Origin of the sequence: Butyrivibrio sp. VCB2001 (assembly GCF_000423965.1) — a bacterium.
Lineage (GTDB): Bacteria > Bacillota > Clostridia > Lachnospirales > Lachnospiraceae > Butyrivibrio.
Genome location: NZ_AUIZ01000021.1, coordinates 40,958 through 64,827, shown reverse-complemented (window position 1 = coordinate 64,827; position 23,870 = coordinate 40,958). Strand labels below are relative to the sequence as shown.

15 protein-coding genes are annotated in these 23,870 nt (G+C 47.4%); 12 read left to right on the top strand and 3 right to left on the bottom strand.

Annotated elements, in window-relative coordinates; translation table 11 throughout:
* Window positions 1-524 precede the first annotated feature (524 nt).
* The 5 genes from G589_RS21380 to G589_RS0115445 all read left to right on the top strand — a co-directional run bounded on the left by G589_RS21380 (window position 525) and on the right by G589_RS0115445 (window position 13,083).
* Window positions 525-8,756 (top strand): rhamnogalacturonan lyase family protein, encoded by an 8,232-nt coding sequence (locus G589_RS21380; RefSeq protein WP_051192442.1) that lies wholly within the window; start codon window positions 525-527, stop codon window positions 8,754-8,756.
* 105 nt (window positions 8,757-8,861) lie between these two features.
* Window positions 8,862-9,599: a YwaF family protein gene (locus G589_RS0115460; protein WP_026522771.1), complete on the top strand. Its 738-nt coding sequence runs from the start codon at window positions 8,862-8,864 to the stop codon at window positions 9,597-9,599.
* Between the two features lie 128 nt (window positions 9,600-9,727).
* Window positions 9,728-11,338: a sensor domain-containing diguanylate cyclase gene (locus G589_RS0115455; protein WP_026522770.1), complete on the top strand. Its 1,611-nt coding sequence runs from the start codon at window positions 9,728-9,730 to the stop codon at window positions 11,336-11,338.
* 123 nt (window positions 11,339-11,461) lie between these two features.
* Window positions 11,462-12,292, top strand: a complete 831-nt coding sequence (locus tag G589_RS0115450) for a deoxyribonuclease IV (RefSeq protein ID WP_026522769.1) — start codon at window positions 11,462-11,464, stop codon at window positions 12,290-12,292.
* Between the two features lie 32 nt (window positions 12,293-12,324).
* On the top strand, window positions 12,325-13,083 hold the full coding sequence (locus G589_RS0115445) for a J domain-containing protein (RefSeq protein ID WP_026522768.1): 759 nt from the start codon (window positions 12,325-12,327) through the stop codon (window positions 13,081-13,083).
* A 5-nt stretch (window positions 13,084-13,088) separates the two neighbouring features.
* Here the strand turns inward: G589_RS0115445 and G589_RS0115440 are convergent, their stop codons facing one another.
* Both G589_RS0115440 and G589_RS21995 read right to left on the bottom strand, forming a co-directional pair.
* On the bottom strand, window positions 13,089-13,565 hold the full coding sequence (locus tag G589_RS0115440) for a pyridoxamine 5'-phosphate oxidase family protein (protein WP_026522767.1): 477 nt from the start codon (window positions 13,563-13,565) through the stop codon (window positions 13,089-13,091).
* A 10-nt stretch (window positions 13,566-13,575) separates the two neighbouring features.
* A complete protein-coding gene (locus tag G589_RS21995; RefSeq protein WP_155832562.1) occupies window positions 13,576-13,728 on the bottom strand; it encodes a hypothetical protein in 153 nt (50 codons plus the stop codon).
* Window positions 13,729-14,247: 519 nt separating this feature from the next.
* Here G589_RS21995 and G589_RS0115430 point away from each other — a divergent pair.
* The 5 genes from G589_RS0115430 to G589_RS0115410 all read left to right on the top strand — a co-directional run bounded on the left by G589_RS0115430 (window position 14,248) and on the right by G589_RS0115410 (window position 19,377).
* Window positions 14,248-14,727 carry a hypothetical protein gene (locus G589_RS0115430; RefSeq protein WP_026522766.1) on the top strand — a complete coding sequence of 160 codons (480 nt, stop codon included), beginning with the start codon at window positions 14,248-14,250 and terminating at the stop codon, window positions 14,725-14,727.
* Window positions 14,727-16,103 carry an exo-beta-N-acetylmuramidase NamZ domain-containing protein gene (locus G589_RS20225; protein WP_196811898.1) on the top strand — a complete coding sequence of 459 codons (1,377 nt, stop codon included), beginning with the start codon at window positions 14,727-14,729 and terminating at the stop codon, window positions 16,101-16,103. Before G589_RS0115430 ends, G589_RS20225 begins: the two co-directional genes overlap by 1 nt.
* A gap of 86 nt (window positions 16,104-16,189) precedes the next feature.
* Window positions 16,190-17,533 (top strand): MATE family efflux transporter, encoded by a 1,344-nt coding sequence (locus G589_RS0115420; protein ID WP_026522765.1) that lies wholly within the window; start codon window positions 16,190-16,192, stop codon window positions 17,531-17,533.
* On the top strand, window positions 17,530-18,312 hold the full coding sequence (locus G589_RS0115415) for a hypothetical protein (RefSeq protein WP_026522764.1): 783 nt from the start codon (window positions 17,530-17,532) through the stop codon (window positions 18,310-18,312). The genes G589_RS0115420 and G589_RS0115415 overlap by 4 nt, the downstream gene beginning before the upstream one ends.
* 72 nt (window positions 18,313-18,384) lie before the next feature.
* Window positions 18,385-19,377: a DUF362 domain-containing protein gene (locus G589_RS0115410; RefSeq protein ID WP_026522763.1), complete on the top strand. Its 993-nt coding sequence runs from the start codon at window positions 18,385-18,387 to the stop codon at window positions 19,375-19,377.
* Window positions 19,378-20,014: 637 nt separating this feature from the next.
* Here the strand turns inward: G589_RS0115410 and G589_RS0115405 are convergent.
* Window positions 20,015-21,802, bottom strand: coding sequence for a lysozyme inhibitor LprI family protein (locus G589_RS0115405; protein WP_026522762.1), 1,788 nt, complete (start codon window positions 21,800-21,802; stop codon window positions 20,015-20,017).
* A 685-nt stretch (window positions 21,803-22,487) separates the two neighbouring features.
* Here G589_RS0115405 and G589_RS20220 point away from each other — a divergent pair.
* Together G589_RS20220 and G589_RS0115390 are read left to right on the top strand one after the other, a co-directional pair.
* The gene (locus G589_RS20220) at window positions 22,488-23,099 is read left to right on the top strand and encodes a hypothetical protein (protein WP_051192441.1); all 612 of its coding nucleotides are present in this window, start codon (window positions 22,488-22,490) and stop codon (window positions 23,097-23,099) included.
* Window positions 23,100-23,124: 25 nt separating this feature from the next.
* The gene (locus tag G589_RS0115390; RefSeq protein WP_035776305.1) at window positions 23,125-23,841 is read left to right on the top strand and encodes a metallophosphoesterase; all 717 of its coding nucleotides are present in this window, start codon (window positions 23,125-23,127) and stop codon (window positions 23,839-23,841) included.
* The last annotated feature ends 29 nt before the right edge of the window (window positions 23,842-23,870 follow it).

Sequence of the window (23,870 nt, the reverse complement as noted above, 5' to 3'; positions counted from 1 at the left end):
ATTTTTCTGCTCCTAACAAAATCCTTTCCCGGAGAAACACAGAACTGATCGATGGACTTGCAAACGCTGTGTATCTCCTTTAGTAAAATATCTCTAACTTGTTTTGATTTCACGTGCACCTCCTTGAATTTAGACTTTTGCCTCTAATTTCAAGGGCCGCTTTCGCTACCTCTAAAAATAAATCTGTAGCGAAAGCGGCCGCACTTTTATGCTTACATGTCAACTGTTTTTAGAAAAAAAGACCCCTACATCATTTTCAGATGTAGAGATCTTTATAGTGTCATCTTAACTTAATGACATTGGGACGGAGTCAGGGGCTCATTTTTTGTGCGATAAAAAGGTTGAATTTGCATAGTGATAGTTAGTAAATGAATTGCCGCGCATATGAATAATTTATAAAATCTTTAACAAAATATAATAAAGTTTGTCACTATTTGCGGAAATATCCGGGGCGAAAAAGGTATATTTCGTAAATTTGCAGTAATACTGCGGGGGTGTGACAGACTTAGAGGAGGGAAAACGAAATGGGGAACCAGAGAAAAAACGGTCTCGTCAGGGCAATAGCGTTTGCGACAAGTATTTCACTGACAGTTTCAAGCGTATTTGCATATTCGACTGTTAAGTCCTATGCGGCCGAAGAGACAGCTGCCTTAGAGAGCTCTGTGCCAGATTCATCCGAAGAGAGTTCTGATGCAGCAAGCGATGCCTCATCAGAAGAAAGCTCGGCAGCAGCTGATGGCTCATCCGAGAGCTCTTTTGACGAAGCGTCAGCAGGCTCGGGAAGCACAAACGAGGATACAGCATCAGAAGAAGATGGCGAGGAAAAGACAGATGAAGAAACAGACGAAGAAACAGAGGAAGAAGCAGACGCTGCAGACTCCGCTAGTTCAGAAGCTACAGATGACGACATTGCTAAGGAAAAAGCGAAGTCTGCAGTAAGGCTTCTTGGCTCAGCGCCTGCACCTGCTACAGTTGAGCAGGGCGACGACGGATATGAAAATTTCGTAGAAGATACTGTAGTTGCTGATTTCCTGTTTGGAACAGATAACGGAATCTCATCAGAGAGCGTTTACTCAGAGGAGACGGGCTTCGGATTTAGCGATGTCGACTTTGATACAGACCCGGTGGGCTGGTCAGGAAATGTTTACTATCCGAGAGTAGCAAACGTTACAGAAGACAGCGCAAGCCATGTAACTGATGAGGACTCCTATCTTGGAATCTCAAGCAAGGTATGGACCGAGACAGAGAGCACAGGCTACGGCGTTTACACATATGAGAACACATCAACCTTTAATGTAGACCTCTACAATGCGGACTACGAGGTTGAGGTTACACTTACAAACCCGACAGATTCAAGCTATTCTGCGTACCTTGAGGCAGAGGACATTACACAGGAGAGCGGAATTACGGTCGGCGGCGGATCATCAGCTACAGTGTCCTTCCAGACAAACCTGGTTGACTCACAGCTGAACCTCAAGTTCCTTGCAGCAAGTTCTGCTACATCAATAAGTGATGCAGGAACAAACAATGTATATGTTTCAGAGGTTAAGATCACAAGACTTAAGACACAGGAAGCAGGCTCAAAACCAACTCTTTACATCGCTTCCGATTCAACCGTTCAGACATACGATGCTTACTACTATCCTCAGACAGGATGGGGCCAGGTATTCTCTGACTGGTTCGGTGAGTTTGTTGAAGAGAGGGAAGCTGATGATGCTGACTTCTCACAGGCTCAGGTTTATGAGACAGCAAATGTCATCGTTGAGAACAGAGCCATCGGCGGACGTTCTTCAAGCAGCTTTATCCAGGAGGGTAAGCTCGAAGATATTCTTGAAGATATCAAACAGGGTGACTACCTCTTTATCCAGTGGGGACACAATGATGCCACCTACTCAAGACCTAACCGTTACGTATCTAGCAGCGACTTTGGCGACTACATCATGCAGTACGTTGACGGAGCTTATCAGAGAGGAGCAACACCTGTACTTGTAACACCTGTTGCAAGATACAGCTACACAGATAACGGAGACGGAACAGTTACATGGTCAAGCAATTTCGAGGCATACCGTCAGGTTATGATCTCACTTGCCAATGAACACGACATTCCTCTTATTGATCTGACAGCACGTTCAGGTGATATCTGTGAGGATTTCGGTGCAGAGGGTGCAAAATCTCTTTTCCTGTGCGGAGTAGAAGCAGGGGATTACACAGAGGGTGCATATACAGGCGGATCTTCCGATGCGACTCATCTTCAGTGGTACGGCGCATTCAAGTTCTCTCAGGCAGTAGCTCAGGGAATCCTTGATTTCGCAAACGAAGAAGATAATGATTACGCACTTGGCTTTAACGATCAGCTCGATTCTCTTGCTGAGCTGGTTTCAATAGATGCTTCAACAGAGGCTCCCGAGAAGGTACTTGACCTTGAGAGCACTTCTGTGGGATCAACAAGCGTTTCACTGTCATGGACACAGGCAACAGGCGCAGAGATGTACTACATTTACCGCGCAGAGCTTGAGGACGGACAGACAGTAGCTGATGTAGATTTCAGTAATGCAACAAAGTATTCGGTTTCTACAAAGACAAAATATACTGATTCAGGTTGCAACTCAGGAATTACCTATGTCTACGCTGTAGCAGCATGGAACAGCTTCGGAACAGGTGAACTCTCCGATGTGATCGCAGTATCAACCAAGGAAGCAGGCCTTAAGTTCGACTTTAACTACAATAACTCTCCCACAATGGAGGGATGGACAGGCGTTAACCAGGATCAGGCTTATGATGCAGCTAAGGGCTACGGCTGGATAACAGCTCCAGGAAACGGAAGAAACAGAAATGGCAATGGCAACAAAGATTCTTCTGCAATGGCTGATGACTTCAACCTTGGCGGCGGAGAATTTGCTGTAGATCTTCCAAACGGTTCTTACGAAGTTACAATTTACGCATGTGACCTTCTTCCCGGAACCAGCACTATTAAAGTAGCTTACAATGCAGAAGGAGTGTCTTTTGGCTCAATAGCAACCAAGCAGGCTCTCGCAAGCTGCACAGGCACAGTGGCTGTAACTGATGGCCAGCTCAACATCACCGTTGGCGGAACAAACAACTATATCAACGGTATGACGATCACAAGCCTTCTTACAGCTCCTTCAAACCTTACAATTACTGAGCTGAGCTTTACTGCAACAACTGCAAACTTCCTGTTATCCTTCGGAACAGTTGATGATGCAGTAAGCTACACAGTTTATCAGAAGTCAGAGAGTGACGCAGAGTTTAGCGTAGCTAAGACCTTCACAGCACAGGAGCTCCTTGACAGCGAGCTTGACTGCAGAGCAATGGTAGCAGATCTGGGTGAAACCTACAGCTACTACATGACCTGCACAAACTCAGAGGGCACAGAGTCACCTGCAAGTAACGTGGTTACACAGTCAATGCTTGATGAGAGCGTAGCAGTTCCTTCAGCTCCTCTCAATCTTGTATGCACAAGCCCTGAGGCAGGACAGACTGAGCTTCAGCACTATGTTGACCTTAAGTGGGATGCAAATGCCACAGAAGAGGGCGTAATCAAGTACATCGTTTACCGTTCACAGAAGCCTGAGAGCGACAAGGCATTCAAGGGCTATGAGAAGATAGGCGAGACAAAGAGCCCTGTTTATACAGACGATACAGTTTACACAAACATTCATTATTACTACAAGGTTGCAGCTCTTAACGCAGGCGGACTCAGTGAGATGTCAGTTGGCTGCATCACACCTGTTGCTGGAAACCTGGTAGCAGGCGGACTTGAGCACTACTCATCAAGAGCACTGGTTGCTATCAATCTCGCAGGCGGCGCAGGTGCAGAGACCAAGGTCAGCGCAACCGATGCTGAGGGCAATGAGATCACAAGCGGTGTATACCTTAGCTGGAGAGCATTTGCAGGTGACCTCGATGGTAACGGCAATGTCACAAGCTCTTTTACCGTATATAGAAATGGCGCAGCCATTGCAGAAGGCCTTAAGGTTACCAACTGCGTAGATGAGGGCGGAAGCGCATCCGACACTTACACAGTTGTTGGTTCAAATGATGCTTCACTTGGACTTTCTGCAGTTTCAACAGCAGTATGGAACAACCAGTATCAGGAGTTCCAGTTAAACAGACCTTCAGACCAGACAATGCCTGACGGAACATCAGCTTCTTATACAGCTAATGATATGTCAGTGGGCGACCTCAACGGCGATGGCGATCTTGAGCTCATCGTTAAGTGGTACCCTAGCAATGCAAAAGACAATTCAGGATCAGGCTACACAGGAACAACCTTCCTCGATGCTTATGACATCGACTTTGCAACAGGAAGCGCAACTCTGATGTGGAGGATCAATCTTGGTATCAATATCAGATCAGGTGCGCACTATACACAGTTCCAGGTATGGGACTACGATGCAGACGGAGCAGCAGAGATCGCTGTTAAGACTGCTGACGGAACAACAACTTACGATGCTAACCTTAATGAGACAGGATTTGTCGGCGCATGCAGCATGGCAGCGCTTGATACATCTACAATTTCTACTGAGAACGACTACAGAAATTCTTCAGGATACGTTCTTGATGGACCTGAGTATTTCTCAATGTTCAACGGCGAAGACGGAACTATTATCGACACTGTTGAGTACCTGCCCGGAAGAGGCTCTGTATCTGCATGGGGCGATGCATACGGCAACAGAGTAGACAGATTCCTCTCAGGAACAGCTTATCTCAACGGAACAACTCCTTTTGCAGTATTCGCAAGAGGTTATTACACAAGAACATGCCTCACAGCATACTACCTTTCAACTGCTGATGACGGCACACAGTCAATCGGTGTTTACTGGCAGTTCGACACATTAAATGCCGGAGCACAGTACGAGGGACAGGGTAACCACGCACTTGCTGTTAACGATGTTGACGGCGACGGATGCGACGAGATCATCTATGGTTCACTTACAGTAGATAATGACGGATCGGTTCTTTACAGCACAGGACTTGGACACGGCGATGCAGAGCACGTTGGTGACTGGATCCCAAGTAGATCCGGACTTGAAGTAATGGATGTGCACGAGCATGATGATGCTGCATACCATGTAGAGATCCACGACGCAGAGACAGGAGAAGTCCTCACAGGTTACTACACAGGAAAAGATACAGGCCGTGGCGTTGCATCAGATATCGACCCGAGATACGAGGGTGCAGAGTACTGGTCGATCGCAAATCCTGCATACACAGGATCAGACGAGCCTTCATGGGATACAAGAACAGCAAACGTATTCTCATCACTTTCAGGAATTTACGACTCATCTGACGCATCAGGAAGTTCAATGATCACCGTCAATGAGGGTGCAACACCTCCAAGTAACTTCTCAATTTACTGGGACGGCGACCTCCTTGCAGAGATGCAGGATCACACCTTTGATTCAGGCACTTATGCTCCTCTTACAACAACCATTGAGAAGTGGGATTACGAGAACGGACAGAATGTAAACCTCTTTGAGTCAAGCGAGGTTCTTACAAGTAACGGAACCAAGGGAAATCTCGGACTTGTAGCAGATATCCTCGGTGACTGGAGAGAAGAGATCATCGCAAGATGTTCTGCAGACAGCAGCAGGATCAGAGTATACTCGACTACTATTCAGACTGAATATGTGATTCCATGTCTTTTAACAGACCTTGCTTACAGAGAGGGCGTTGCATGGCAGAACGTTGGATATAACCAGCCTGCACACACAAGCTTCCTTGTATCAAACGGACTTATTACAGCAGGTCTTTTAGCAGGAGAAATTAGTTCTTCATCTGTTGAAGTTCAGTTCACACCTGCCAATGACGGTGCGCTTTACGGACACGAGATCACAGGATATGAGATCTACAGAGCTAAGGCAGACGATGACGGAAATGCCGGCGAGTATGAGCTGATTGCAGCTAAGGATGTTGCTGAGCTTGATCAGGTAGCAAAGAGCGAGGATGGCTCAGGTTCAGGTGCTGGCAATGCGGCGGAAGTTACAAAGCCAGTTGATTACAAGTTCGACTTCGGCGCAGGAAACACACAGGACGGATGGACAGCAGTATCAGCAACTGCAGAGTACAGCGAAGAGCTCGGCTATGGATTTAGCGATGTATCTTCAATTTCAAATAAGACCTATGCAGCACTTGAGAGCGAAGAGAGCGATCTTTACTACGACTCAGCTCTTGCATGGATCGCAAACGGAAGCTGCGAATTTGTTGTTGATGTTCCAAACGGAAGCTACGAAGTAACACAGTACATCTACAACGGATCAGGTGCTTCTTATCAGAAGCTCACAGCTGAGGGAGTAGAGTTTGCAGACTTCAGACACGGCAATTCGGATAAGATTACTTACTCCGAGACACAGACTGTAGAAGTTACAGATGGCAAGCTCAACCTGGTTAACACAGTTACTAAGAACGGCTATGCTGCAATGTACTTCACAGGATTCGAAGTTAAGACAGCAAACTATGATGAGGCACTTGCAAAGTATGAGGCAGCTCAGGGCGGTTCTGCAAGCGGATCAGGTGTTTCAGCAGATACAGTATTCAGTTTCGTTGATGAGACTGTTGAAGGAAATACAAACTACCTCTACAGAGTTGCAGCGGTAGTTGATGGCAAGACAAGTTACAAGTCACTTCCACTTTCAGTTCTTACAACTGTTTCAATCGCATCAATTGATGCAGATCAGCTCCAGGCACTTCAGAACCAGCAGCTGGTTGAGGACACAGTACTTGCAGAGGGTCAGAGCGTTGCAGATCTTCTTAAGGCCAACGTAGGAACAGTTAAGGTAAAAGACTCTGAAGGCAAGACCCAGACAGTATCGGTTAGCTACGAGGCTGACGATGTTGATATCGAGAACGTTGGCACATACACAGCTTATGCAAATGTAAGAGGCTATGGTTCAAACCCTGTAGAAGTTACAGTAACCGTTGTTCCAAACAAGGCTACAGGATATGCTCAGCTTGATGCGGTTGAGGTTATTGAAGGACAGGAAGCTAAACTGCCTGAGTTCGTCACAGCAACATTCCTCAACGGAACAAGCAAGGATGTGGCAGTAACATGGGATACAGCTTCACTTGATACAGGAGTTGTCGGTGTTTATGAGATCGCAGGAACTGTTGAAGGGGATGCAGAGGCTCAGATCACACTTACAGTAAATGTTGTTGCTGACTATGTAGTGGCAGTTGCAGACAGCTTTACAGAGCTTGTTATCGGAGATGCTGATGCTGCTTCTAAGCTCCCTGCTACAGTAAGCGCTACATATAAGAGCGGAAGCGTTAAGGATATTCCGGTAGCATGGGACGTTGCAGGCATTGATGTAAGTACAGCAGGAACTTACAAGACAACAGGAACCATCGAGGGTAGTGTAATTGTTGCAAACCTTACAGTTACAGTTGATTACCAGGCACTTTACAAGTTTGACTTTGGTATCAAAGCAGGCGTGAGTGCAGATGGATGGACAGAAGTTGTTGTTAATCCTAAGAACGGAACAACAAAGCTTTCAGACCTTGGATCTTTCTACACCGAAGAGAAGGGCTGGGGCTTTAGCGATGATGAGCAGTTCACTCAGGGTAGATCAGAAGGATTTACCGTTGATGGAGCGCTCGATGCAAATGTTTACACAGACTTTGCACTTCCTGCAGGTCAGGAATTCTGGGTTGATGTAAAGAACGGTACATATCAGGTAGAAGTTCTTTCAAACTCAGTATACAAGAGCAACGTAAAGGGAGCAGTTGAGGGCGTAAGCTACAATGTCTCCAACGCAGCAGGAACATACAACTGGGCTGTTCTTACAGATGTAGAAGTTACAGACGGACAGCTTACATTCACATTTGATTCTGCGACAACCAGCAGAATGGGTGCGATCATCATTCGTGAGAAAGAGGTTGTTGTACCTAAGGAAGATCAGGTGATCACAGGAACAACAAGTTATAATGTAAGCCTTGCAAGAAACAACTATGTACTTGATGCAGTTACATCAGGCGACGGAGCACTTTCATATGCTTCTTCAAATGAAGAGGTTGTGACAGTGGCTGAGGATGGAACACTTAACCTCGTATCAACAGGTGATGCCATCATCACAGTTACAGCAGCAGAGACAGATGCTTACAACGAAGCAGTAATGCTCATCAATGTACATGTAAATGCGTACTACGAAGTAGATTCCGAAGGCAACAAGGTCTTTTACAAGAACGGTGACAAGCTGGCAAACGGCTTCGTTACTGAGGCAGAAGGAACCTACTATGTGAAGAAGGGCGTTGCACAGACAGGTCTTATGACTGACCGCCTGACCCTGTACTACTTCAGCGAAGATGCTGACGACCTCGGCGTAATGCAGACCGGATTTGTGACAGTAAAGGGCAAGACCTACTACTTTAGCGAAAACGGTAAGGCAGTAAGAGGCTGGTTTAGCGTAGACGGAGCTCAGTACTATGCAAATCTTGATTACACAATTCACGACGGATTCCTCATCGGACTCCTGGCAACCTACTACTTTGATCCTCAGACCCACGCAATGGTCAAGGGCTTTAAGACCATCAATGTAAGAGGTGAAGAGAGCCTGTACCACTTCGATGAGAAGACCGGTAAAGCAACCACCGGATGGTTCACAGTTGACGGAGTTCAGTACTTCGCCATCGGAGGTGAAGTCCAGAGAGGTATCGTATGGATACTCCTGAAGGTCTACCACTTCGATGAAACCACAGGCGCACTAATTGCACAGAGATCCATCTTCGGCAGATGGTAATCCTTCCAGCTCCCCACCCCGGTGGGGAGCTTTTTTGAGCCCTGGGGACGGAGTCAAGGGCTCATTTTTCTGTGAAGACAGACTCGGAAGTAATATAATGGAAATATGGAATACTTCTGGATGCAGCAGGACGACATACCGCCGGAAATGGGTTATCCGCTCTTTGGAGCCGCCCATCTCATCAGCGTCGCGGTAACATTGTCGCTGGTAGCAATTGCATTATTCGTTCTAGGAAAAAAGAGTGGCAGGGTGCAGAGAGTAGCGCTCAAGGCCATTCCCCTTGTCATGCTCGTTCTGGAGGTGGCAAAAGACTTTTTTCTCCTCTCCATACATAAATTCGGATTGGGCTATCTTCCCCTCCACGTCTGCAGTATCGGCATCTTCGTATTTCTTTTGCGTGAGTTTCTGCCCTGGAAATTGGCCAAAGCCTACTTCGGCGAAGTCGCATATGCCCTGATCATGCCGGCATCTCTCGTCGCCATGATCTTCGCAGACTGGACAATCTATTACCCTGTCCTGAACTTCATAAACCTTCACAGTTACCTCTGGCACGGCCTGCTGGTGCTGTATCCGGCACTCCTTTTTATGTCAAAAGAAATCTCCCCGTCCATCAGGCATATCCACTGGGTTCTGCTGTTTCTGTGCCTTGTTGTACCGCCAATCTACCTGTTCGACAAGCACTTTAACTGCAACTACTTCTTCGTAAACTGGCCAATCCCCAATAGCCCGCTGTCATGGCTTGCATCATTCATGGGAAACCCGGGATATCTCATCGGCTACGCAATCCTGACTATCCTTGTCCTTCTCCTTGTCTACAAAATGACCCCTAACCTCCGTCCCTAGGGGTCAAAAATGAGCCCTTGACTCCGTCCCTAGGGCTCAAAAATATCATATTTCGTTAATCTGTATTTAATAATTTGTTGATATGATATTAAGTGTAATATTATGCGAGTATTGTGACCGAGGTCGATATGGATAAACTAATTCTCCGGATCTATACCCTGTTCCTGGCAGTGGCATGCATCATTGTTGCAGTGTATGCCTTTAATGGTGGTGCACAGAACCGGATCAGCATGTACCCAAAATACACTAAAGTCGTGCTGACTCCGATCACCGACAGCATAGACGAAACAGGCACACGCGTGCTTACATTTGATTCTTCCGAGATCATCGCAGCCGGAGGATGCCTTTCTTTTACATCCGGATTTAATGATGTCCGGGTCTATTCACGCGAATCCATTATTTATGAGAGCATCGGCGTCCGCTCGACATTCCTTCGCTCCAACGGAAATGCCTGGCATTTTGTTCGCGTGCCCGATGTAGATGCAACTCTGACCGTCAAACTCAAATCCGTATATGACAGCTATGCGCCGACGACAACGCCGGAATTTACGGCGGGAGATTACTATAACCTCAAGTCGTCACTCATAGCCAATTCCACACCGGTACTCATCACATCCATACTTGATGTTTTCTTTGGACTGATCATGATCGTCTATTCCTATATTATTTGGCGCATTACTCCCGGAAAACCCAGGATCGTCTATATCGGCTTAACAGCTGTTCTGATAGGTCTTTGGTCCGCAGGAGAGACCAACGCCATGGTTGTCCTTATCAACAATAACGCGCTGGCCGGCGTGTTCGCTTTCCTGATCCTTATCTTTATACCCGCGCCTTATGTAATGTACATTCGCGCCGTTTTATGGAAAAGAGATAAATTCATATACCGGATCCCGATCTGCCTCTCACTCATTGATTTCGTAGTGGTAATGGTCCTTGCCCTCACCGGCGTCATGGACCTCAAGCAGTCGGTCATCATAACCCACCTGACCTGGGCAGTCTCCATCATCTATGTGGTTGCAGCTGCCATAATCACGTTGATGAACCACAAAAAAGAAAAAGACAGCATGGCCATTTTCAACGCAGCCTCGATGCTGGTCCTCATCGCTGTCGCAGGCCTGGAGATCGCTTATTACTGGACCGGCGTGCGCATCCAGAACGACGTCTGGGGGCGTGTCCTGATCCTTGGCTACATAGTCCTTCTCGCCAACCGTAACATCATCGATTCCCTTAAAGATATCGAGAAAGGCAGAAGGGCAGAGTACTACAAGAAGCTCGCCAACACTGACCCCATAACCGGTCTCGCCAATAGGACCGCGTTTAACCACGACTTAAAGAAGCTTTCCGGGGAAAAGAGCTATAGCATTATCTCCATGGATCTGAACAACCTGAAGGAAGTCAACGACACCAAGGGTCATCTGGCCGGAGACGGATATATCATGAACGCCGCCGAAATCATAAACAAGGTATTCGGAAAAGATGGCAAGTGCTATCGTGTAGGTGGCGACGAATTCACCGTTATCATCAAAAAGCCGGAAAGTGACGCTGTTGTTGCCGGTCTCATTCCGCAGATGAACGAAGAAATAGCTGCATACAATAACGACAACCCTTCAGAGCCAATCGCAATCGCACTGGGCTATGAGAGCAGCTCCGAAGAGACAGGCTTTGACTTTAACGATATCCTGCGCCTGGCAGACGTAAAGATGTATGAGAACAAGCGCTGGCTGAAGGCAAAAGAATAAATGAGTCACCGGGGACGTTTCAGTTTGACTCATTTTGATAGTTACAGCCACAGAGCAAAAATCTGTGGCTGTTTTTTGTTATAATAAACGAAACTACATCAGACATTGGGAGAAAACTAAGAAATGATATACATCGGTTGTCACCTTACAGTAACAAACGGCTACGAAGCCATGGGCCATCAGATGGTCTCTTTTGGCGGCAATACCTTCGCCTGGTTCACCAGAAACCCCAGAGGAGGCAAGACCAAAGACGTAGACCCGGCAGACGTCGCAGCGCTGTCAGAGATCCTTAGTCAAAAGAGCTTTGGCAAGCTTGTAGCGCACGGCAGCTATACCATGAACCTGTGCTCCGCCAACGCTGACACCAGGGCCAACGGCCTCGAGATGCTGGCAAAAGACCTTGAGAAGATGGAGGCGCTTCCCGGACAATATTACAATTTCCACCCCGGCTCACACACAGGTCAAGGCGCAGAAGCAGGAATCGAGCAGATAGCCGAGGGCCTGAACAAGGTGCTCTGGCCCGAAATGCACACAACAGTGCTGCTGGAGACCATGGCAGGAAAAGGCTCGGAAGTCGGCAGAAACTTTGAAGAGCTGAAGGCCATCATCGACCGTGTAGAGCTGAAGGACAAGCTCGGCGTTTGCTTTGACACCTGCCACACCTGGGATTCCGGGTACGACATAGTGGGCGACCTTGACGGAGTCCTGGCTAAGTTTGACAAGATAATCGGCCTGGACAAGCTGAAGGCCGTTCACTTCAACGACAGCAAGAACCCCTGTGGCGCAGCCAAAGACCGTCACGAAAAGCTCGGCCAGGGCTTTATCGGCATGGAAGGCATGAAGCGCTTTGCAACGCACCCGGCCTTTGAAGGCCTGCCCTTCATCCTTGAGACCCCCAACGACGACGAGGGTTACATTCAGGAAATCGCCACAGTTCAGAGCTGGTTCGCGTGAAGAAATTCGAAGAAAAGAGAAATGGCTGAAACATGACACTTAAGGAAGCCTATAAGATCCTGGGCGCCACCAAATCCGACGACCCCCGGACCATAAAAACCAAATACAAGAAGCTCCTGATCCTGTACCACCCGGACTCAGATCCGCTCGGGGAGAGAGACCCCGAAGACGACGAGCGGATAAGGCAGGTCATTGAAGCTTATAGGAAGATCCGCGAATCAGACGGCGACTCCGGCTACGATCCGTATGAATTTACCTGGGATGCCTTTGAGAACAAAAGAGCTTTTTCCGAGCGCAACATCTACGTCCAGTTCAAGATGTACGACGAAGAGCTGCCTCTATCCAAGATGGCCCGTGGAAGATTTGTCTGGGACCCTGACATGGAAGAGTTCAGGCTCTTTTCCAAGAGCGTCCTGGAAGCTTGCAAGGAAGCAATGACTGATCATGACGCCGCCATGTCCCCTGATCTGTTAAAAGACATTTTCCACCTCATGATGCAAGAGTACATCCTTCCGGGTGACTGCGCCCGAAAGCTCGGCAAGAAAATCAGTGAAGACGATAACGCGGAAACCTACGCATTTGCAGGATTTGTGAAGGGAGAGACGTTGTCTTTTGATGAAGATGAGCTGTACTACGTGGTCCTGCCCCTCTTAGAAAACCCGGAAATCAAATCGCGCAGAACCGTCAGCGACCGCATGAAAGCTACGATCGAGCTGACAATACCAAAGGGCTACGCAGACAGCCCGGTTTCGAATAGAGAGAAAATACTTGCGAGATTGCAAGGCTTGTGATGCACTCATGACTCGTTAACAAGTTTCCCTGTCATATGCTCGGGTGTCAGCTCAAGGCATTGGACACGTGGCAGGGCATTTTTCAGCTCTTTTTGAAGATATTCTTCATCATCAGTAAATTTGCGGCAGAGATGAGTGCATATTTCCTTAGTCTTCTCAGGATCATCCACAAGCTTCATGCGACCGAAGATAACAACACTGTTGATGTTCAGCGCCCATTCACCTTCTTTGCGATAGCCTTCATCATGTACACAGTAGCTGACCTTGTCACAAGCCCTGATGGCATCTAGCTTGTGCCCTTCCTTGGCACCGTGGAAATAAAGCTTTCCATCTTCCTCGCAGTACCAGTGATCAAGCACGATTCCATAGGGATAGCCGTCATCCCCAAGAACCGATAACACGCCTCTTGGCTCATTCTTCAGGATTTCTATACATTTCTCCTCAGATATTTGCTGAGAAAATCTTCTCATTTTTCTAAACATGACATCCTCCTCACTCAATGATGCAATAATCTAAGTAATCATCAACATTTATTTCAATAACTTCATCAGGTACAATCTCCTCAAAGCCCGTATCATAAGCCTGTTTGGGAATGAGCTTATCAACTCTTATCGGGCTTCCATGATATAGGTATTCTTTATCCATGTGGACTCTCCATTGGTTTTGCCTTATCGTACTGACCTTATTCGGCGCAATTTTTTGAAATTAACATATGTTGTTCCAATGCAATTATCAGTTTACGCTATTTGTAGTGGAGAATCTAGGGACGATTGTAGCAGACTTTCCACTGCGATTAAGAATTTGCGCTATTTGCAGTGGGAAAACGTTCTCAGTATTTGCTTTGAGTATCCACTGCAAATGTACGACCAGAAGAAATGCAGTGGAAAACAGACTTTTAATTGCTCAAAAATCACCACTACAATTATAGAAAATAGAGAAATGCAGTGGAGGCATGCAGAACAAGTGCAAAAAACTTTCCACTGCAAATTCATGATTTAGAAAAATGCAGTGGAACTTTGCGATTCCATCCCTGCTGAATGCATCAGCCTTCACCATTTTGCCTTACAGGCACACTAATTTGCTATAATAGTTTTGGCACGACTTAAGTAGCAGAAGTGCTGTCGTGCAATTGTTCTACATCATACAATAGGAGACATCACCACCATGAGCGAAATATGGGAAATCCTTCATAAACCCGAAACAGTAGTATTCTTCGACATCGACGGCACTCTTACCAGCTACAACTACGGCCGGCACCATGCGCATCACGAGCTGGACGGAACGCCGGAGTTCCGCGCCGTGAACATATACGCTGACTGCAAGAGGCTCGAGCCCCTGTACAACTACATAAAAGGTCACGATGTGGAAAGGCTCTTTTGCATATCAAGGGAACCCCACGGCCATGAAGCATGGAAGTCGGAGATGGTGGAACGCCTCTACGGGATCCCTGCCGACCACTGCTTCTACACCCTGGAAGCCGCCGAGAAGCCCCAGATTGTCATTAACAAGGTAAAAGAGCTTTTTCCGGGCATTTCACCTGAATCCGTAGTCCTCATGGACGACAACGACGACACCTTAGGAAAATACATGGCGCAGACTCCGTTCTGCACCGCTCACCCAATGATCTTCATGGAGCATCTGTAATGTATAGAAAACCACTAACCATCTTAATGACAGTCGCCTTGGCCCTCAGCTTCTTAGCATGCGGAAGTTCAGATAATTTGGCAAAAGAGATTTCGACGGCCGAGGCTATATCCTCACCCGAGGTGGAATCGGAGTCCCTTTCGGAACCGGCGCCTGAAGCACAGGCAGAACCTGAAGCCCAGGCTGAGCTAGATCCTGAGCCAGAGGCCACAGCCCTCGACCCTGTACCTGCTCCTCTAACCCTCGGCGACGAGCAGTTCGACGCCTACATCCCGCTCCTTGAGGGCAAGAGGATAGCTCTTTTCTCCAACCAGACAGGCATAGTGGGCGACAAAGACCAGCACATCCTCGATGCGCTGATAGAGCGAGACGTCGATGTCACGGCAATCTTTTCACCTGAGCATGGATTCCGCGGAACGGAAGATGCCGGCGAAGCAGTGAATGATTCAATTGATGAAAAGACCGGAGTCCCGATCCTCTCGCTCTACAGTAGCGACACGCATTACCCATCCGAGGAGGACATGGGCACCTTCGACACCCTTGTCGTTGACATGCAGGACGTGGGCCTTCGCTACTATACCTACTACATTTCTATGTACTACCTGATGGACGCCTGCGCGTCGGCGGGCAAAGAAGTGATCATCCTGGACAGGCCCAATCCCAACGGCTTTTACGTGGACGGCCCGATTCTGCAGGATAAGTATAAATCAGGCGTGGGCCAGCTCCCGATTCCCATTGTTTACGGGATGACCTGGGGCGAGCTTGCGCAGATGATCAATGGCGAAGGGTGGCTGAATGCCGGGAAAGGCGCCTGCAACCTGACCGTGATCCCATGCCTTAATTACACCCATGACATGAAGACAACGCTGGTCCGCAGACCATCGCCAAACCTTAAGGACATGCGCGCTGTCTACCTCTATGCTTCCACATGCTTTTTTGAAAACACCTACGTTTCGGTGGGACGAGGCACTGACACGCCATTCGAGATCTACGGAAGCCCATACCTTCCGCAGGAGACCAATCCCTACACCTTCACGCCGCAGGACATGGACGGCGCCGACAATCCGCCTTTCGAGGGAGAGACTTGTTACGGAAAAGACCTGACGGACATCCCCTTAGAAGACATCTGGGCAGCAGGCATTGACCTTAACTACATTATCGATGCCTACAACGATTTCCACGAAGCTAACCCGGACCTGGATTTCTTTGACAGTCCGACTAATGGCGTCAAGAACTGGATCGACTACTTAAGCGGCTCTGATGACCTTCGCAAGCAGATTATCGCCGGCCACTCCGCCGAGGAGATCAAAGCCTCCTGGCAGTCTGACATCGAGGCCTTCAAAGCCCGGCGCGAGCCCTACATGCTCTATGAATAAAGTGAGCCCTAGGGACGGAGTCAGAGGCTCAAAAAAATGAGCCACTGACTCCGTCCCCAGGGCTCAAAACGCGAGGAACACATCAGATGACTAATGAAAAGAACTTTACAGAAGGAAAAATAATAGGACCGCTTATGATGTTTGCGCTGCCTGTAATGTTTGCCTTGTTTTTGCAGGCAATGTACGGCGCAGTTGACCTGATGGTAGTCGGGAAGTTTTCGGTTCCCGAAGAAGTATCGGCGGTTTCAACCGGATCGCAGATCATGCTTACGATAGGCAATCTTATTTCATCGCTGGCCATGGGAACAACGATATATTTCGGGCAGCAGATAGGAATGGGAAAACTTAAGCTCGGAGGACAGATAATAGGGGCGAGTATAGCTCTTTTCCTGACAATAGGACTGTGCATGTCAATCATAATCCCCATCGCATCGCCGCAAATTGCAGCAATGATGCAGGCTCCGGAAGCGGCCTTCGAGCAGACGGTAAGTTACATAAGAATCTGCGGAATGGGCATGATCGCCATCGTGTCCTATAACCTTATCGGCGCAATATTCAGGAGCATGGGAGATTCCAAGACTCCGCTGATAACGGTGGGAATAGCCTGCGTAGTAAATATTGTCGGGGACCTTCTACTCATCGCGGTACTCGGGCTTGGCGCAAAGGGCGCGGCAATAGCTACAGTATCAGCGCAGCTGGTGAGCGTGGTGGCTTCGCTGTTTATCATTGTAAGGCAGAAGTTTTCCTTTGAATTCAATCTGAAGATGGTCCGCTACGACGGAGAAATCATAGGCAGAGTCCTGAAGCTCGGCACTCCGATTGCGCTTCAGGATTTCCTTGTAGGGCTCTCGTTCCTGGTTGTTCAGGCGATAGTGAACACGCTTGGCGTTACAGCTTCAGCCGGCGTTGGTGTCGCAGAGAAAGTGTGCGGTTTTATCATGCTTGTTCCTGCAGCTTTCATGCAGTCCATCTCTGCATTTGTTGCTCAGAACGTAGGTGCAGGCAAGATGGACAGGGCTCTGAAGGCGCTGCGCTCAACAATAGTTGTGTCCTTCGCTTTCGGATTTGCGATGTTCATCCTGGGGTTCTTCAGAGGAGACCTTCTAACCGGCATTTTTGCAAAAGACAATTCGGTTGTCCTTGCAGGTGCTGAATACTTGAAAGCATATGCCGTCGATTGTCTGTTTACATGCTTCCTGTTCTGCTTCATAGGATTCTACAACGGAGTCGGCCTGACAACATTTGTCATGGTGCAGGGCATCATCGGTGCATTCCTTGTCAGGATTCCTGTCGTGATCCTTATGAGTAAATGGGAGCCGGTCACCCTGTTCCACATAGGACTTGCTACACCATGTTCAACAGTAGTGCAGATAATCATGTGCTTCGGTTGCCTGTATTGGTTTAGAAGAAAGAGAGTATCAAATAAATGAGTAAGTTCTACTGCAAAACCTGCGATAGATTTTACAACCTGAAGAGCGGACCGAACTACCTTGTAGTATGCCCTTTTTGCAAAGAGTATGTCGGATCAGAGTCAGATTATGGCTTTGGCCCTATCGTTCCCTGCACTGTGACCATAGGCGAAGAAACGTTTGGGGAAATCCTTCCGGTTGATGGCTACACCTTGGTCTCCGAGAAATATCATGTCAGGGAGTGGACAAAAGGCGGCTACAAGGCTCTTGAATGCTATAAATCTGCTGCGCAGATTGTAAAAGAGTGGATGACTGAGCACAAACAGGAGCATAAGTGGTTCATGGAGCGCAACGAGTCATCAAGAAGCAGATATACCTACATTGATCTGTATGTCTTTGCGCTTTTATACGGTGTGGGATTGCAAGACGATGAGCTTTATAAGGAAGCTCTTGATGAGATACTTATTGCTGATCCTGAAGATGAGGATGCGATTGAGCTTAAGTACCGGACAACCAAGAATGCAGTTTTGCATACTTTCAGGCTGATGGAAGAGCGCGATTTTGATAAGACGGAATTTGGCAAAAGACTTATGGGCGTCCTTGCGGAATACTTCAAAGGCAGTGAGCTGGAGGTTTTTGCCGACAGTATGTACAAGCTATGGGGATTCCTGCCATATCGTTTCAGTGACGAGAAACCTTTCCATTACTTGTTCAGCGCAGGCGATCATCTGTCTTACGGCAACCGAGGGGAGTGCTATGATGAACTTGCAACAGCAATCCACTTTTATGATCAAGAATGAGCCACTGACTCCGTCCCCGGGGTTCATTTTTTGTTAAAATATACTTACATCAAAAAAGGAGGTACAGATAAGATGATTGACGGATCAAGATACATCCCATACGACGAGAGAACAGGTGCTGAGTCTGTTGTGTACTTTACAAGAGATTTGTCGGCAGCCGGCATCATGAAAGTGTTTGAGAAAGTGAACGGAAACATCACCGGAAAAGTTGCGATCAAGCTTCACACCGGCGAGCCAAAAGGCCCCAATATCACACCTCCTAGCTGGGTAAAAGAGGTAATGGAAAAAGAGCCTTGCCTCAAAGACGCCAGGATTGTGGAGACCAACACCTTCTATAAAGGCGACAGATACACCACTGAAGATCACAGGAAGACTTTGGCCATCAACGGCTGGGACTTCACAGAAGTAGATATCATGGACGCCGACGGAACCATAACCCTTCCCGTTAACGGCGGTAAGTGGTTTAAAGAGATGAGCCACGGCTCACATATGCTTGACTACGATTCAATGTTTGTGCTCACCCACTTCAAAGGCCACACCATGGGCGGCTTTGGCGGAAGCAACAAGAATATTGGAATCGGATGTGCTGATGGACATGTAGGCAAGATGTGGATCCACGCCAAAAACGGCAACGACTGGGGCGTAAACGAAGAAGAACTCATGGAGAAGATCACTGAGTCCACAAAGGCCACCATCGACCACTTCGGCAAGAACATCACTTACGTAAACGTAATGAGAAACATGAGCGTTTCCTGCGACTGCGAAGGCGTGGATGCTGAGCCCGTCGTAACACCAAACGTAGGAATCCTTGCTTCAACCGATATCCTGGCAATCGATCAGGCGTGCATCGACCTGGTATACGCCATGACAGAAGAAGAGCACAAAGCCCTCGTTCAGCGAATCGAGACAAGGCACGGCCATCGCCAGCTCTCTTACATGAAGGAACTTGGCATGGGCAACGACCGTTATAAACTCATAGACACCGACAACGGCGACGTAGAGATCACCCAGAAAGACGCAGTAAAAGACCTCAAGCCTTTCGTCAGGATCGACGCCAGAAAATGAGTCACCGGGGACGTTTCAGTTTGTCTCATTTTGAGTCACTGGGGACGTTTCACTTTGACTCATAATTTGAGTCAATGGGGACGGTTCTCTTTGACTCCTTTTTTCACAGGAGTCACGGGGACGGTTCTTTTGACTTGTTTTTTATGTATGGGGAATCATGCGACGGAAAGTGCATCACAAGCCCCTATATAAGGCCGTGTTGGTTGGAGCTTGTTTTTGAAATGCATCACAAAAATCTTCCTACAGAAAATTAGTTGGAAATTACAAAGGCCATTCAAGGGCCTGGTTCAAGAAAACTTCATGCCTAGCGCCTTCCCTACATCACAACTACCGGCCTACGGGTGCCATGTGATGTAGTTTTTCGAAAACACTAATGCCTGACCACAAATCCCTTTTTGAAATTTCCAACTATTTTTTGCATAGAAGAGAGTTGTGGGGTGGTCGAAATCACGTTTCCAACCAACGTACAAATATAGGATCCATGTAATGTGGTTGTGAGACACCAGGGACGTAACAGTTTGACTCACGGAAGAAAAATGGTCCCTAACCCTCGTCCCTAGGGACCAAAAATGAGCCACTGACTCCGTCCCCAGGGCTCAAAAAAACCCCGGATCATTTCTGACCCGGGGGCTTCATTTTAATCACCTATATATCTCTGTATCAGCACTTCCAATCTTTCCCTCGTAAGCTTCGCACCGGTACTATACTCAATCATTGGCTGCATCGTTCCGCCTTCAAAATCTGCTCCGGCAGTCTTCATGGCAGCTTCCTTGTCCTTGATCCATTTCTGCTGCTCAGCCTTAAGGTTCGTCATGTTCTCCTCATCAAGCGTTCCGCTGAGGTAAGTCCACATCTGATTGATGAGCGAATCCCACAGATTAAATTCCTCATAAGCCAGCTGATTGAGCGTAGCCTGATCGAGCAGAGCATTAGTCGACAGCTCATTGTCTATCTCAGCCTGCCTGTCCACAGCTGCATTGTATCCCTCAAGAAGTGAATCCTTGGTCGGCGCGCTAGCCTCCGACGCATTCATGTACTCAGTCATCGCAGAGCTGTTGCCCGTCTCGGTACAGTTCTCAAGCGTAACTTCCCTATTAGAGAATGTATAGAACTTGTTGTCATTGAATTCGCAGTTCCTGAACGTAACCCTGTCGTACTCGCCAACCTCAACAAAGCTGGTAGTGTCGAAGCTCGTCGCATCATTCCCCGAGAACACGCAGTCCTCAAATGTAACATCATAAGCGCTGTCGCAGTCAATCATCGAAAGATCGCTGCTGTCCCTCATAACGCAGTTCTTAAAATTAAACGTTCCTACATTATGAAGCGCAACCAGTCCGTAAGTGCACTCATAAATATCCGTGTCGGTCACATTTGCATCGTAGGTGTTGTAAGCCTCGATTCCGTAAGTTCCGCTGCCGTACAGATTGCACTTATCAACATTCAGATGGTCCACGCCCTCGAAGTACAGAACGCTTCCGCTGCAATAGCCGGGTTCAACGTGGTGTCCGACAGTAAGATTCCTGAGCGTAATGCCCTTACTATTGTTAAAAGAGATTACAGGGTCATAGGGTTCATCGATACAAAGCTCAACTTTGGCTCCGTCCTTGGCCTCGATGCACAAGCTGCTGACCTCCGAAACAACGTTCTTGGTTCCATCCCAGCTCTCGCTGATGCGGAAGTTGTTGATGGCCTTTGACGCAACCTGTGAGAAGTCGTATTCTCCGGCCTCAAGCAGGATCTTTCGGTTGTTCTGAATGCTGTTCAAAAGATCTGCAGTATTGGAAACCGTAACCGTATCAAAGTACCTCAGGCTCTCCGGATCATCAAACAGCGGCGAATCCTTGGGAAGATAGATGCTGGTGTAGGTGCTGTTTGACCAGTACTCAGGATCACTTTCGTCCTCATATCTGTACTGCTTCTCAACAACGAGCCTTCCTTCATCGTTCAAATAAAGCTTCAATTCCTGATCATTCGAGGAATCGTCAAACGGATCTGCCAATGTGAAGGTAAAAGAGCTGTCGTCTCCACTCTTCACCATAGGAATTCCGCAGTTCTTCTCGTAATAATCGTATTCGGTATAGTAATAGTCGACAACGTACTGATCGCCTTCGCTTCGGATGATCATCTCTGACGCAGGAGCTTCGCCGTCACAGTACATTAAAGAAGTGTCGTAAAAATCACCATCAGAGTACTCAATGTGGCTGAGCTCACACATCAGCTGCCAGTGCCCCTCAATGCCGGAAGCAACCGCCTCGCCGGATTCTTCGCCACTACCGGAAGCGCCCTGACCATCGCCTTTCTGACCATCGCCATCCTGAGCCTCAGCCCCTTCCTGCGCAGCTTCAGGTGCAGTATTTCCGCACGCTGCCAGAAGAGAAGTTCCAAGGCATATCGCCATGATGGTTGTAAGAAATTTCTTTTTCATATCGATCCCGCCTTTCTAAATACTTACATTTATCTTATCATAGAATGACGACAAGAGTTGAGTTAGGGAGTTTATGTAATGAAGAAGCAAGCTTAATCAATACTATTAGCCATATCGCTAATGAGACACCGGGGACGTTTCACTTTGACTCATTTTTTCAGGGAGTCAATGGGGACGGTTCTCTTTGACTCCTTTTTTCACTGGAGTCACGGGGACGGTTCTTTTGACTCCCTTTTTTCATTCGCGGGGAATCATGCGACGGAAAGAGCATCACAAGACCTTATATATGAGCGTGCTGGTTGGAGTCTGTTTTTGAAAAGCATCACAAAAATCCACCTATGGAAAAATAGTTGGAAATTACAAAAGTTTTTCAAGAGCATAGCTAAAGAAAACTTCATGCCTAGCGCCTTCCCTGCATCACAACTACCGGCCTGCGGATTCCATGTGATGCAATTACTCAATGAGCCCCATAAACCCCTTTTTGAAATTTCCAACTATTTTTTACATAGAAGAGAATTGTGGGGTGGTCGAAATTCCGTTTCCAACCATCGCACAGAATATAAGCCTCTTGTTATGCCCAACTGTCCGTTTTCATTGCCCTTGATTATGCTAGAATTAAAATGCATAACAACTAAGATGAATCGGCCCTGATCACCGTCGAGATTTTGGCAAGGATAATAATACAATGATAGATAAATCAAACATAGACAGCAGGATACAAAGAGCTAAGGAAATAAGCGCAGAAGCAGTCAAGCTCAAGGATAAGAAAGATATCAAAACAGATCTTGTACCTTGCCTTAACCAGCTTTGCTCTCTCAAAGGATATAATGGCGCTCAGATAAAGTACAGCTTTCCAACCCCAGACTCGAATGAGAGCCTTGCTAAATTCCGAAGAAAAATGAAAAAAGAAAACGGTGAGCTCTTTTTCATTGAATTCTCTTCAAAGGGGCATATTGTTGTTGCCGGCGCCGGATATGATTTCGGATTTCCTGAAAATGATAAGTACCTTAATTGGAGGATTCTCAAATCACTTGATCAAAAATGGGATAAAGAAATTATTTTTATCCTGGTAAGTGGAATTCGCCCGGTTGGAAAATATGGCAAAGGCGCCGGAATTGATGGCTGTGACCATATTCTGCAGTGCAGAAACGGCGTGGAAATGTATATAGGAGAGTACCTCCTGGAACAAGGGGTTCCAATACTAAATGAATATCAGCATAAGAACTATGATAGTAAGTTTTATTCTAAAGAGCTAAAACAGGCACTACCCAATAAAACATCTGAAAACTTGGCATGAAATGTAAATAGTAAGGAGACAGGCAATGAGCAAAGCCCTCGTAATCCCCGACATACACCTCAAACCCTGGATTTTCAGTCAGGCCATCGATATCATGGAGACCACCGATTGTAATAACGCAGTATTCGTGGGCGACCTTGTCGATGACTGGGGCTGTCAGTACAATCTTGAGCTTTATAAAGAAACACTGGATGCAGCAATAGACTTTGCTCGTAGATATCCTGATTCTTATTGGTGCTATGGAAACCACGATCTATCGTACCTTTGGAGCCAGTACGATCACCCGGGCTATTCAATAGTTGCTGCGGACCTGGTATGCGACAAGCTTGAGGAACTGCGTGATACATTAAGCACGCCGGAGAATTACGGCATTATCCATAGGCTGGACAACACGTTGTTCAGTCACGCCGGCCTTACAAGGGAATTTGTAGAGGCGCAGCTTTATAACATGATGGATGACATCGACTGTATGATTGGTATAATTAACGAATATGGCTATGATGAGTTGTGGGAAGATAACTCACCCATCTGGGTTCGTCCACAGTATGGAACACTCGCAAAGGGCATGTTCCCTGATGGCTTGTTTCAGGTCGTAGGTCACACTCCGGTAAAAGAGATTTTCGTTCAGCCAAACCTTATCACTGTAGATACATTCTCCACCACAAGCAGTGGGCTTCCGATAGGGAATCAGGAACTTTGCTGGGTGGATACGGTCGCTAAGACCTGGGGATATATTGATTGATGAAATTTGTATTTGGGAGCAAAAGACAT